General features: G+C 37.2%; 8 protein-coding genes. 6 read left to right on the top strand and 2 right to left on the bottom strand.

Annotated elements, in window-relative coordinates; all coding sequences use genetic code 11:
- Positions 1–8 precede the first annotated feature (8 nt).
- The 6 genes from MS2017_RS05385 to MS2017_RS05410 all read left to right on the top strand — a co-directional run bounded on the left by MS2017_RS05385 (position 9) and on the right by MS2017_RS05410 (position 8,918).
- Positions 9–302: a hypothetical protein gene (locus tag MS2017_RS05385; RefSeq protein ID WP_071565205.1), complete on the top strand. Its 294-nt coding sequence runs from the start codon at positions 9–11 to the stop codon at positions 300–302.
- A gap of 22 nt (positions 303–324) precedes the next feature.
- Positions 325–2,376: a peptidase domain-containing ABC transporter gene (locus MS2017_RS05390; RefSeq protein ID WP_164707615.1), complete on the top strand. Its 2,052-nt coding sequence runs from the start codon at positions 325–327 to the stop codon at positions 2,374–2,376.
- On the top strand, positions 2,373–3,737 hold the full coding sequence (locus MS2017_RS05395) for an HlyD family type I secretion periplasmic adaptor subunit (RefSeq protein ID WP_071565207.1): 1,365 nt from the start codon (positions 2,373–2,375) through the stop codon (positions 3,735–3,737). The genes MS2017_RS05390 and MS2017_RS05395 overlap by 4 nt, the downstream gene beginning before the upstream one ends.
- Positions 3,715–5,862 (top strand): peptidase domain-containing ABC transporter, encoded by a 2,148-nt coding sequence (locus tag MS2017_RS05400; RefSeq protein WP_158009495.1) that lies wholly within the window; start codon positions 3,715–3,717, stop codon positions 5,860–5,862. Before MS2017_RS05395 ends, MS2017_RS05400 begins: the two co-directional genes overlap by 23 nt.
- A gap of 438 nt (positions 5,863–6,300) precedes the next feature.
- Positions 6,301–7,761, top strand: coding sequence for a Fic family protein (locus MS2017_RS05405; RefSeq protein WP_122951517.1), 1,461 nt, complete (start codon positions 6,301–6,303; stop codon positions 7,759–7,761).
- A gap of 734 nt (positions 7,762–8,495) precedes the next feature.
- Positions 8,496–8,918 carry a hypothetical protein gene (locus MS2017_RS05410; RefSeq protein ID WP_139458985.1) on the top strand — a complete coding sequence of 141 codons (423 nt, stop codon included), beginning with the start codon at positions 8,496–8,498 and terminating at the stop codon, positions 8,916–8,918.
- Positions 8,919–9,515: 597 nt separating this feature from the next.
- Here MS2017_RS05410 and MS2017_RS05415 read toward each other — a convergent pair.
- Positions 9,516–10,868 carry a hypothetical protein gene (locus MS2017_RS05415; protein WP_122951519.1) on the bottom strand — a complete coding sequence of 451 codons (1,353 nt, stop codon included), beginning with the start codon at positions 10,866–10,868 and terminating at the stop codon, positions 9,516–9,518.
- Between the two features lie 276 nt (positions 10,869–11,144).
- On the bottom strand, positions 11,145–14,114 hold the full coding sequence (locus MS2017_RS05420; RefSeq protein WP_122951520.1) for a hypothetical protein: 2,970 nt from the start codon (positions 14,112–14,114) through the stop codon (positions 11,145–11,147).
- Positions 14,115–14,159: the final 45 nt, after the last annotated feature.

Raw genomic sequence — 14,159 nt, forward strand, 5'->3', positions numbered from 1 at the left:
ATAAAAACATGAACAATAAAAATATATTTGTAGATACCGTTAGTGCCATTAATGTCAACAATGGTATTGTTAAGATGCAGTTAGTCGCTCAATCCTCTGAACAACAGGCTACCGACAACGATGATAAGCCAAAATTTGACGACCTAGGGCAGATCACTATGCCGTTAAATGGTTTTTTATATATGCTAAGTGTGATCGAAGGGTTAATGCAAGATGATAAAATGAAAGACATGATTCAGCGCTTTCAAACGGCGGGCATTATTCCAACCGAGCAAGATATTGAAAAAGCCCAGAAGAAATAATTTTCTTTAACGAGTTTCGGTGTTGCAGCCAGTTTACCAATCAATTTATACGCTATTCCTGCTGTTAAGAGAAGAGGTTCTTGGTAAGGACATCCTTATTCAAGAAAGTAAAGATAATGTAGTACCTGATAAAAAAAAACTACATTCATTTGCCAAAAAGAATCTATTAAAACTCCAGTTTAGCAAAAAAAAATTATCGGTTAAAAAGTTACAAAAAAGAACGCCCTTTATTTTCTTTACCAAAGAGGGTCAGCCTTCTGTCGTTGCTAGCCTCTCCAAAGAGGGGGTTCTAATTCAACGCCCAGGCAAAGATCCCGCTCAATTTCAATTATCCGACATTCAAAAAGTCTGGGGTGGCGAAGTTATTTTTGTCAAAGACACTGCTAAATTTGGACTTTGGTGGTTTGTTCCTGAGTTTTTGCGTTATCGAAATACTTTGTTAGAGATTGTTAGCTTTTCTTGTGTTTTGAAAATTGTGGCATTGATATTGCCATTGATTTTCCAAGTAGTTATTGACAAGGTGGTGGTTAATAACGCCTTGTCAACCATGATTATTTTATTGGTGGCGTTACTTAGTGCCAATATATTTGAAATTGCTTTAACGAGCATACGCGAATATTTGTTACTGCATACTGCTAATCGTATTGATATTGGCTTAGGGGTGCGTTTATTTAAGCATTTAATACATTTGCCTATTGCCTTTTTTGAAAGTAAATCTGTTGGATTGTTGGTGAGTAGGGCGCAAGAAATTAACAGTGTGCGTGAATTTTTTACGGGTCAAGCATTATTGAGTGTTATTGATTTTGTGTTTTTATTTATCACTTTTTTTGTCATGTATTACATTTCCCCAAAAATAGCCTTAATAGTTGCTACAACCGTGCCATTTTATTTTATTAGTGCTTGGTTACTGACGCCAAAACTGATTAAATACATTGAATTGTCATTCAGCAAAGGCGCCAAAAATACTGCTTTTTTGACAGAATCTATCGCCAATAGTGAAACCATTAAAAGTATGGCGTTAGAGCGAGTTATGTTAAAACGCTGGAACAAGCAAACCAGTAGTATGGTCGGTGTGAATTACGATTTACAGAAATTAAATACCTTTGCCTCGCAAATGGTGAGCATTTTTTCAAAAGTTGTGAGTGTGCTGGCTTTATGGCTGGCTGCCATTGAAGTATTTGCGTTAAATATGACAATTGGACAATTAATTGCCTTTAATATGCTATTATCTATGTTTCAGCAACCCCTTAACCAACTCACTTCATTGTGGCAAGAGTTTTTACAAACCAAAATAGCAGTGGAACGATTGAGCAGTATTTTAAACACACCTGCTGAGAAGAAAAAACACCAAGCCTCGCATAAATTACAAGGAAAAATTGAACTTAGAAATGTGTCTTTCAAATACACGCCTACCAGTAATTTAGTGCTTGAAAATATTAATTTAACCATTGAAGTTGGTGAAAGTGTGGCATTGGTTGGCGGGTCTGGTTCTGGAAAAAGCACGATTGCTAAATTGATACAAGGTTTATATGTTCCCGATTTTGGCGATATTTATATTGACAATGTTAATATCAACAAGATAGATGTGCATTCATTAAGAAACCAAATCGGCGTTGTTTTGCAAGAAAATTACCTTTTTCAAGAAAGTGTGCGTTTAAATATCGCCCATAAAAACCCAACATTACCAATAGAACAAGTGATTGAAGCAGCAAAAACCTCAGGCGCTGATGAATTTATTCGCAAAATGCAATTGGGCTACAATACTGAAATTCAAGAAGGTGGTAAGTCTTTATCAGGTGGACAAAGACAAAGAATTGCATTTGCCAGAGCCATTATTGACAAACCCAAATTACTCATCTTGGATGAAGCAACTTCTGCCTTAGATGAAGAGTCTCAAGCGTTAATCCGTCAAAATATGACCGCAATATCGCACGGCAAAACGGTGATTATTATTGCTCATCGTTTGTCCACTATTCGCTCTTGCGATAGGGTGGTGGTTATTAATAAAGGCAAAATAACCAACATTTTAACAGGCGAAGATAAAGTCAAATATTTAGCCCTTATACCCTCATGAATCACCCACCTAAGAAAAAACTTTTTTCAATCTTTGCTGGCAAAAAAACTGACAACAAGGCCTTTGAGTTTTCCCCCACTTATTTGCGCATTCAAAAGCAAGCGCCGACAAACTTCTCTCGCCTAATTGGCTGGAGCGTGGTGGCGTTTGTAACAATAGTATTGTTATGGTCCTATTTAAGTTACATTGCCATTTATGCAAACACCACAGGTAAATTAATTGTCTCTGGTAAGTCGCAAAAAATTCAACCACTTAATCCAGGGAAAATTGAAAAAATCTATGTCAAAGAAGGTCAAGTCGTGCAAAAAGGGGATTTGCTGGTGCAACTTAGCGACATAGAGGCAAAAACCAATATTGCTAACTTGAAGGCAAAATTATCGTTTTACCAACAAAATCAGAAAAATTTTGAATACATTTTCCCTATTATTGAGCAAATAGAACAAGATGGCATTGCACAAAATATCTCAATTGACGCCTTACAAAATAGGCAAGCAACCCTAGATTTGGAGGAATTTTTTAAGCAAATTGCACAAATTAATGCCAAAATTCACAACTCAAAGAAATCTGCCCATCATTTAAAAAATGAAATTAAATTAGATCAATTGGTAACAGGAAATGCACGCAGGCGTGTAGAGATGTTCAGTCAATTTTTTAACAATCAAGATATTTCCGAATTGCAATTTCTACAAGCACAAAAAGAATTACTACAATCTAAAAAATCATTGCTAGGCAAACAATCTAAGTTGCACGAATTAAACAGCAATCGCCAATTAGAAGAAAGCAATAAAAAATTTGCCATCAGTCAAAAGAAAAATAAAATCTATAGGGAATATAAAAAAAATCAATTGGACATTATCGAAACAACAGAGGCGTTAAAAAAATACCAAGATCAACTACAAACAATGCGCCTTTATGCGCCAATAGAAGGCTTTATCCAAGAAATTTCCATCAATACCATTGGCGGCGTGGTAACCTCTGCACAAGAATTAATGTCTATCGTCCCCATAGGCAAACTTTCCCTACAAGCAGAAGTGAAAATATTAAACAAGGATGTTGGCTTTGTACGCACTGGACAAGCGGCAAATGTGCAATTAGATGCCTTTAATTATATAAAATACGGTGCCATTGACGGGGTGGTTGAAAATATTTATCAAGATTCTATTGAAGACAAAGAATTGGGTTATGTTTTTTTAGCCACTGTTAACCTTAAAGACAACAAAATACAATACAAAGGCAAAACCATCTTTTTACACGCTGGATTGTCAGTTGTTGTTAGAATAAAAACAGGCCGCCGCCGCGTGATTGACTACTTATTATCACCTGTTTTGGAGCATGTCAGTGAAGGCCTTAAAGAGCGTTAACCTTACCGCTAGCAACCGTGCTTTACTCTGCATCGTTCAGTTACTAAAACATTTTGAAAAAAACATTGAACTGGCGAGCATTAGCCATTTATTGGTTAGCAGTCAAAACAGTGATTTAAGTCAATCTGAACTGATATACGCCATTCAATGGGCGGGCATCAATGCTGAATATCTGCAAATTAATTTAAAAAAATTAGACAAATTACACCTGCCTGTGCTAATCAAGTGTCAAAATAATTGGCTGCTCCTTGAGGCCTTTGACGGAAAAAATCTCACTGTATTTGACGGCGTGGATAAATGGCAGATGAGCAAGCAAGATTGCCGTCAAGTTTGGCAAAATTCCTGCATTGCCATTGCCAATAATTTAGAAGAGTACGATGCTAACACGGTGCAAAATGTCGACATTAAAAAAGATTCTATTTTTCAATGGTTTTTACCCTCAATCAAAAAGCATAAAAAACAATTTTTATCGGTGATTTTTATCTCCATTATGATTCAGTTGATTATGCTCCTCACCCCCTTGCTATTTCAATATTTTTTAGACAGCGCCTTACCCAGTTTTAACCCAACCAACCTGCAAACTATCATGATAGCCATGTTATTTTTTGCCTTGATTGACCCAATGTTTTTATTAATGCGTTCGTTTGCTTTCTCCAATTTAACTTCTAAAATTGATTCAGAATTGACCAGCCGCATTTATGAGCATTTAATGCAATTGCAATTGTCTTTTTTTCAAAACAATCAAATTGGCAAAATAACGGCATTTATGAGGGAAATGGCAAGCATTAGGCAATTTATGACGGGCAATTCTCTGACTTTGGTGATTGACTTGATTTTTGTCGTGGTGTTTTTCTCAGTGATGTTTCAATATTCTGTTTTTATGACGGTTGTGGTGCTGATATTTTTGCTGATTTATTTTTTCTTTTGGCTGATAATAGGGCCAATTGTACGCAAACGCAGTGAACAGTCTTTTGATGCAAGTGCAGAAAATACCGCACTATTAACTGAAACCCTGTATGGTATTCACTCAATCAAATCAATGGCAACAGAACAGCGATTTATCCGACAATGGGAAAAACGATTGGGAAGGTATCAGCGTGCTTACGCCCAAGCAGAGTTAACCAGTATTTTTTCCATGCAAGGCATTTCGCTGATTAACAAAATAATGGTTATTGTGATTTTATGGCTAGGCATTACCGAAGTGTTAGAAGGTAACCTAACTATTGGTGCCTTTATTGCCTTTCGTATGTATTCTAATTATGTTGCCGAACCCGTGATTCGCCTAGCGCAAATATGGCAAGATTTTCAATACACACTGGTTTCCATTAAAAAAATCAGCCTAATCCTCAAAGAGCCACTAGAAGAATTACCAAAAAATATGTTCCTCAACAACATTTCAGGCAACATTGTCTTCAAAAGCGTTTACTTCACCTACAAAAAAGAACTGCCCTCTGTACTATCAGACATTAATCTAACCCTAAAACCCGGCTGTATGCTCGGCATCACTGGCCCCTCTGGCTCTGGAAAAAGCACCCTAACCAAATTATTACAAATGTTCTACCGACCCACCACAGGAGAAATACTCATCGATGGCCTAGACATCAGAACACTCTCTCCAACTGAATTAAGGATGAACATGGGCGTTGTCTTGCAAAATAGCGAATTATTCCAAGACACCCTAATTAACAACCTTAAAATCGCCAATCCCGATGTTGAAATGGCACAAATACAAACCGTTGCCAAAATGTGCGGCGCCGACTTCATTGAAGAACTCCCACAAGGCTACAACACCATGCTCAGCGAAAAAGGCGGCAACCTATCAGGCGGCCAACGACAAAGAATCGCCTTTATGCGCGCACTAATAAACAACCCAAAAATTCTAATCCTAGACGAAGCAACCTCTGCCCTAGACTACGAATCAGAACGCATCATCCTAAACCACCTACCAGAAATCAGAAAAAACCGAACCATCATCTCAGTCGCCCATCGCCTCAACACCATTAAAGATGCAGACACCATCATTTTTATCGACAACGGCAAAATCACCGAACAAGGCACCCATCAAGAGTTAATAGACAAAGAGGGTGGTTACGCAAAACTTTATCGATTGCAGCAGCAGACATAATTTAGGCGCTACAAATTAAGAGTTTATTTGAGCAAACCTAAAAGGCAAGCGGTTTTTTATAAAAAAATATCAAACAAATTAACCATTTTCAAAAACAAACCAAGATGAGGAAAAATAGCAATATCAAAACAATTGGCAAGCTATTCTAGCGCCAAAGAAACATCATTACACTTCGCTATACCATCGTTATTTCACGCATTTATTATTGAATAATTGATTTATTTTCTGTTATAATTTTTTTAGCTAATATTAAATTTGAATTGCACCAACTTAGTCTTTAACTTTTTTTATTTTATGTACTACACACTAAGTAAGCACATAATTTTTAACTTAAAGATGTGTGAAGTCTGGCTATTTTTTTACAGGGTATATTTTTAATATTGTAATAGAGAAATATATCCTTATGGCAACAATTAAATTATTAAAGGGTATAAATTTATGCAATACGAAAAAATTAAAAAAATTGGCAATACAAGTGAATCTTCTTCCTCTGAATTAAAAGCGCTTGCAAAATTGTGGAACGGCAAAAAAGAACAATTAAAAAATTCCGATGAATACAGTCAGTTTCTTAAAAAAATGCAAAGAGAATGGGCGATAGAGACAGGAATCATTGAAAGGCTTTACACTTGGGATAGAGGGATAACTGAGTCACTCATTGAACATGGCATAGATGCCGCACAAATTAGCTACAAAAGTGGCTTATCCGAAGAAAAGTCAGGAAATATTTCCAATCTTATTGCTGACCAACAACAGACGATTGACGGATTGTTTGATTTTGTCAAAAATGAACAGCCATTTTCAGAGCATTTTATCCGCTCCATGCATGAAAAACTTGTTGCCCATCAAGATATGGTAGAGGCTTCAACGCCAGAAGGAAGTATAATTAAAGTTAAATTACTCAAGGGAAAATATAAAAAACATCCAAACAATCCAAAAAAAAATAATGGTGAAATGCATTTTTATTGTCCACCAGAATTTGTTACTGATGAAATGGAAACGCTAATTAGCTTATACAAGAAATACGAGCGAAAAACACCTCCAGAGGTATTGTCAGCTTGGTTGCACCACCGTTTTACCCAAATCCATCCGTTTCAAGATGGCAACGGCAGAATTGCCAGAGCGATTGCATCTTTAGTGTTTCTAAAAGCAGGGTTGTTTCCCTTGGTAATTAGAGAATCTGATAGAGAAATATATCTTAACGCCTTAGAGGAGGCTGATAATAACAATATAAATGACTTAGTCCAACTTTTTGCTAAACGGCAAAAAGATTGTATTTTGTCGGCTTTAAATATACAGCAAGAGGTTGAAAAATCTAATTTTGCAGACCAAATTTTTGCTAATGGTATAAAACTATTAAAGGCTAAACATGATACCCAAAAAGAAGAAGTTGAAAAGGTATATAGATTTGCCGATGTTTTACAAAAAAACCTATTTGAGAAACTAAAAGCCTATCAAGAGAAATTTGACCCTAGTTTAAAAAGCACTAATCGTAAAGATGGTGCTATAGCGGGTGAAGCAAAGAATAATGATAGTGATAGAAATTATTATTTTCGCAATGAAATTATAAAAATTGCCAATAAACACGATTATTATGCAGATACCAAAAGGTACAAATCTTGGTCAAGGTTAATACTTAATACGGAAAGTATATTTGAAATAGTATTTAGTATTCATGGATTTGGGCATAGCAATGGCGTCATGGCAATTTCATCTTTTACATTTGAAAAAAATATGTCAGAAGATAGCGTTCTTAATGTTGTCAATATAAAATCAGCGCAACAAGAGGTTTTTGTATTTAATTACCTTGAAAAAGAAACAGAAATCAACAAAAGGTTTAATGACTGGTTTCAAGAATCTTTTGTTATTGCATTGGCAGAATGGCAACAAACTATTGCTTAATTAGAAAAACAGAACCATCGTCTCAGACGCCCATCGCCTCAACACCATTAAAATGCAGGCACCATCATTTTTATCAACAACGGCAAAATCACCGAACAAGGCACCCATCAAGAGTTAATAGACAAAGAGGGTGGTTACGCAAAACTTTACCGATTGCAGCAGCAGACATAATTTAGGCGCTACAAATTAAGAGTTTATTTGAGCAAGCCTCAAAACAAAGCGCCCTTAAGTTTTAATGAAAAATCATGAATTTCACAAGGGTTTCTTGATAAAACACAAGGCTAATTTTCCACCACCTTGAATTAATCTCAACGCTTACAATAACGAAACAAAAGATAGAATGTGTTCACTATAATCCAGTGAAGCGTAGCAATTTATATTTGCAAAAACATGCATATATTCCTAAGAATGGCTTGGAGTAGGGTGTAGGGCTTTACCATTAGTCTAGTTAAGCAACAAGTTGGGGTTGTTTTGATATAAGGGTTATGGCTTGCACTTCTGTTTCATCCAACTCCTTAGTCGTTAGGAAAACTTCTAAGTGGATGAAAAGTAGATTTAAGTTAAAAAAAATTTTTGTTTTCTGTTAAAATTTATCCTAACTTAGAGTTCTTTGTGCAAATACAGATGATTATTTATATTTGCACAAGGGCTTCAGTTTAAAAAAATAGAATATGATTGTTTGGCGCAGGATTTGTTTTCAATATCGCAATAATCGTTGTAAAAAAGGAAAGCCCGTGAAAAAAACAGCAATAGAAGTTTATGCATTATTAGTCTGCCTTGGGGCGATGACTTGTTTATCGGTTAATATTGGACTTGTACTTCATGATACGGTTAGTTTAGTTAAGCCTAGTCTGACAATTAGCACTTATCAATACAATAATCATCAAAATAATGATAATTATTGGCAACACCAAGTTGGGCAGTCAAATATTATTCAATTGAATGACCTTACTCTTAACCCTAAAAAAGATAAAAAATTTGTTAAACGCCCAACAAAAAACGAACTTACACAACAAAGACTTGATAGTTATCAAAGCGTCATTGAGGCAGAAAGAAGAAGCGCTATAAGAGACTTGATTTTTGAGTTTATTGTGATTTTAGTAAGTTCTATATTATTTTTTACACACTGGCGTTTTGTTTTACATGAAAAAAAATAAGGGGAGTAACGCTCTTTTTGTTTATTTTTAAAGTTTAAATTTCTGCCTTATTTATTACTCAACATTTGCACGAAGTTGTTACTACCACAAGGCACTCCTTTACATATATCCCTTCTTAATTGGCGTAAGCACTTGCTTCTTTAGCGCTAATAGCATAGTTAATTTAGATTAAGTGAGAGAGAAAACATTCACTGTTAGCAACAATAGGGCTGTTACTTTATTAGAAATTTCATTTATTTAGTTTTTAATCCTCCTCTCGATGGAGTGGACTTTAGAGGGGGATCAATTTTTCTACACCTTCTAATAAAATACTTTAAATGCTTAGTTAGTCTTCTTAACTAATGGAAGTAGGATAATGGCAATTATAAACAGTTGCTTATTGAGACCTTTGCATAAATATGGATGATTAGCAAAATTCAATTTTTGCCTAATTGGTGATTTTCTTAAACCTTGTCCTAACAGGACTAAGGCTGGGTTTAAAAAATTACCAAGTGGGTGAAAAGTGGATTCTTGATGATTATTTATATTTATGCAAAAGTCTCTTATTATATTTTAATGCTCTTATACCCAAAACCCCCAATTAAGGGGGTTTAAGGATTAAGGGCGTCTTATGGCGTGGGGGGTGAGCGACTGAATGAGTGTGATATTAGGTGCTTTATCTGAGTTACAGGTGGTTTTGAGTACCCTTATAATGCCTAGTGAAAATATAACTCCTTCATCTTTTTGACAAAGATACTCACCTTTGTCATTGGTCATACCCGTGTACCCGTACTTGCTTGTGATGAAAGCTAAGCCTTTAATTACTGGATTTTTCCAATAGCCTTTTATTGTATTTTCATCTGCCTGATACTTTGGCTTAAACTTATCATTGATTTTTTTAGTGTTTTCAGTAATTAAGTTTACACTGGCAGAAGACTCTTGGTATCTTGAGTCATTCGAAGAAATATCTAGCAATGCGGTTTTACTATCTGCTAGCGCTTTCTTAGCAATTTGCAATGAGGCGTGTAAACTATCAAGAGTTCTTCCTGGTAAACTTGCTTCGGCTAACGCATCTACTGCAGTCTTTTTATGCTTTTTAATATTTTCATAAGCTACGACTCTTTCATTCTCTTCAAACATTACATCAAATTGTACCGAAGCTTCTGCAGTTATGAAGCCACTGAAATTTTTAAAGAAAGACGCTATTTTTTCAGAGAGTGTTACTCGGTTTATTCCCCCAACTTCTTCTTCCAGTTGAATTGGGTAATGCAAGAAGAACTCATTTGTTGGGTAGCTTTTCACGCTGCCCATGACTTGGACTATATTTCCGTTGCGTTTTACGCCGTAGTCACCTTTCATTGTATTTGCGGGTATACCACTATTAGTTAGATCTTCAAGGCTACCTATATATATTAAATTTTTATCAAAAGTGACTTTTATTTGCGCTTCTTTGCTGTTTTCGAGTTCATTGACAGAGTATTCAAATCCCATTACTTTTGCATTAAGATAATATACTTTGTTTGTAGCTGGCAATACTATATTATTAAGTTGAGCTCTGGCCTCGCTTGTTAGGGAAAGACTGGCTTCAGAACCATTGGAACTTCCGGTACGGAGGACGCCTTTTGCTGCAGTATACATGTCACTCCATATCATACTAAGTTGATAATAATAATTATCAGAAACAGTAGAAAGTTGATGTGCTGATAAAAAATAAAAAACTTTTGGTGATTTTTTGTACATTATAAAATCCATATATTTACCATTCACCTTTAGAACATTGTCTAGTGTGTATCTGTTGGGGCGCATGAAGACCTCCTCTGAGAACTCCATTGTAATCCTTACTTTACTAAAAAGACGAGGCTGCGCCTTATCAATAGTCATAGTAATGCTATTAACCCCCACGGCTAAAACCTTTTCTGGCAATGCCATTAAAGCCAACAGTGCCATTACTACCTTTACAAAGTGTTTCATGTTATTTTTCCTGTTTTGTTAATTTAAACTTCTCTCAGTTTCTATCTAAAAACCCCTGTATTAGTAGAAAGGACAACCTTCATTCAATTGCGGTTTTTTGCAAAGGCTTATTATAACAGGGCTAAGATGGGATTTATAAAAATTTACCAACGAACAAAGGATGGCTTTTAGTTAATATTTATGTCAAATACAGGGAGTTCACCTGGGGATATTTTTTGTAAGACCACCTCTAAACCCCCAATTAAGGAGGTTTAAAAGGTGTCTAACAGTTTTTTGTTATGGCGTAGCTTTGGTCTCTTTGTTTATACCGGTTCCCTCTACAATTACTTTTCCATCTGCAGTAATAGCAACTGGATCATTGCTATTCGTGATACTACTGTCAACTTTGCAGGTATAAGTAAGTGGATTCTTATCCGATGGCTTCTCTATAGAATTTTCCCAACCTGAGTGGAGCATAAACATTTGCTGGCTACAGGTTAAGATATTTACATCGTTATTGTCTTGCACTGAAAGTACGAGGGCAATACGCATTGGGAAATACTGAGCAGAAGAGTTCGTACCATAGTTGTCAAGAGAGCCCACAAGGGTTTCTAAAGTGTAGTCATCTGCATCAGATTGACCTTCTCTGCTCTGTGTGGACAAGTCTTTTAACGCATTCTCCTGAGCATGCGTAAGAGTAACATCCAAAACTCCACAGCCACCAGTCAAAGTAAAGGCCTTGTCTTTATCCTTGCTGAGCTCCTCGGTTACCTGATGTGTATTTGAGTTGTTTTTAACATGAGGATCTAAATATTCACAATCTTCCCCACCTTCCTTGAGGATAAAGGTGTTAGCGGCAGATCCCTTCTGGTGGTTAAACAAAGCGAATAAGAGCTTGGTCAACCTTCTGGATTTAGCATACCCCATATATTCCCAGTTAGCACGGAGAATTTTTGAGTTCTTCTGTGCGGCATGCTGTTCATTCTCTTTAGTATTTTTTGATTGAACAACCTCAAGATTTTCCGTATGGGTATTAGCAACTGTGTAAGCAGCGTTGGCAGTTTGTGAGTAGGTAGTAGCACTAGCGTTCGTGCCATCGTCATAATCTTTGGCGGCGTCATCTTTATAGCCTTTTGCGGCGTCACGGGTAGCGCCAGTTTCTGTATAACCTTCTGTCGCTTTCCAAGCGACAAGTGCCATGCTTTTTGCGGTTTCAGCACCCGTTTTGGCATTATTTGCCATCCCTTTAAAATGCCTAATATTAACTTCTACATTATTGGAATCAATTTTAGTATCTGTGAGCGCTCTGGCAATTGTGGCATCAGTGGCAAGCAATACATTTTCTTTAATTTCTACCGCTGTCTCCGATGCAGTCTTTGCAATATTTTTTTGCATTCCAGCTATCTTAGCCCAAGCGTGTGCGACAAAAGTATAAGCATTGATCACCAATTGATTGACTTCTTTTTTGTGAGTATCAATAATAATGGTTGGACTATTGGCTGCAAGCTTTGTGTTACCTGCCGCTGTATTGATTGCTCCAACCACTATAAGTGCGGCCTCTATTGTTCCACTTTCAATAAGGCTGATGTTTTTTTCTTCAGCCACTTTTTCTTCTGCTCTAGCAGTGGCAAGAGATAGAGGGGTGTTTACTATAGTGTAGCGATCAGCAATGGCACTTATGATTCTTGCTATCGCCTCCCAGTCACGCTTAGCATTATCACTAAAATCTTTGATGTCATTTACAAGTCCAGTGCTATTGGTGGGATCAGCGGTAGTGGCAGATGTCCAAGCACTGGCGGCTGCATTCTTTGCGGCTTCAGCAGTGGTCTGCTCATTAATAGCATCTTCTTTAAATCTAGAAATATCAAACAAGACTTCGCTGTTATCGGCATTTGTCTTAGCTGTAGTGGCATTTGTCTTGGCTGTAGCGGTAATGCTAACCTTGACTTGTGCTGTTGCCTTATATCCTTCAATCTCCACTTTTAGATGCAGTGCAATTACTTTGGTTGCAATGTTACCCCTGAGGGTAACTATGGCATTGTAATACTCTAGCACACCAGCAGACTCCTCGTTATCTTTGCTTGGTGTTACTCCATTAGAATAGGCGAATCTGGTAGCCTCGGCATCAACAGAGTTATTGCCAACTAAGCTTTTCTTGGCTTTCTCAGCATTATCCATAGCGACTTGTGCCAAACCTACTTGAGTGGTTGCAGTGGCAAGATAGCCATCTATACTTTCTACAACGGCTGTTTGTGCGAGAGATTCTGTGTTAAATGCACTTTTGTATGCATTCCAAGCCTGTGTCCTTGCCTCTTGAGCGAGAAGCAATTTTGCACGAACAACGCCGCCTGCTACTCTGACACTAGTTGCATAAGCAAAGGCTTTATCTTTTTCAACTAAGGCCATTGCTGTTAATTGTGTAGCTCCTTTAGTATCCACATATTCATTACTGTAAAAGTTTTCGACTGCCACAACATTGCTCTTAGCTGCATCAAATAAAGTAGTTGGATCAAAATCATCGGGAGAGCCAGTCGCTGGAACTATTCCCAATGTCGTGACTTCGTTATATGCTTTTTTGACAATATCAAAGGCAACCATTGCAATATCATAAGCAGCCTTGGCCTCATTTGCTGGAGTAACCACATCTTCAGTAGCGGCCAAAGCAGCGGTTACTTTTGCAACCACAAGTTCAACGCTGACTTTTACATCAGTCCATGCCACCCTTGCAACAACCTTTCGAATGTGCGTATAAGCATTAAAGTATGCGGCTGCGGCTTTGTTTGCTGAAACTACAGCAGCATCATAGGCAGCCTTGGCGGCTGCTACATTGGTGGCGTCATCAGAAGCATCAGAGGCGTTAGAGGCATTAGAAGTGGCGTCATCGGCGGAAAAAACGGGATTTTCGTTATCAGACTCAGCCTCACTTTTAATTCTTACCGCCTCTTTCCATGCTTGCATTGCTATAAGTAGTGCGTTTGTGGCCTTAAAATTTTCATCTTTTACCATTGCTTCTTGGTCGGTTATTTCTTTTGTAACTTCCTTGCTATCTGTAAAACTGCTTAAGATAGTAGAGGCGGTAGTTTCGGCATTTTCCGCAGCCTTTGTGGCAATGACATTAGCTGCTTTTGCGGCCTGCGATGCCACAGCAGAAGAACTGTATAACTCAGTACCGGGTTTCGGTGCGCTTGAGCCTCCGCCATCTGAGCCACATCCCACCAGAGATGCTACTATGAGTAGCGCACCTATTGCTTTATTTAGTTTTTTCATAATGTCCCCCTATTACTTATTATCACCTCCAAACCCCCAATTAAG

Origin of the sequence: Bathymodiolus thermophilus thioautotrophic gill symbiont (genome assembly GCF_003711265.1) — a bacterium.
Taxonomy (GTDB): domain Bacteria; phylum Pseudomonadota; class Gammaproteobacteria; order PS1; family Pseudothioglobaceae; genus Thiodubiliella.

Coding starts and splice junctions, on each gene's coding strand:
- MS2017_RS05420 (WP_122951520.1), bottom strand. CDS start 14,114: ATGAAAAAACTAAATAAAGCAATAGGTGCGCTACTCATAGTAGCATCT.
- MS2017_RS05395 (WP_071565207.1), top strand. CDS start 2,373: ATGAATCACCCACCTAAGAAAAAACTTTTTTCAATCTTTGCTGGCAAA.
- MS2017_RS05385 (WP_071565205.1), top strand. CDS start 9: ATGAACAATAAAAATATATTTGTAGATACCGTTAGTGCCATTAATGTC.
- MS2017_RS05405 (WP_122951517.1), top strand. CDS start 6,301: ATGCAATACGAAAAAATTAAAAAAATTGGCAATACAAGTGAATCTTCT.
- MS2017_RS05415 (WP_122951519.1), bottom strand. CDS start 10,868: ATGAAACACTTTGTAAAGGTAGTAATGGCACTGTTGGCTTTAATGGCA.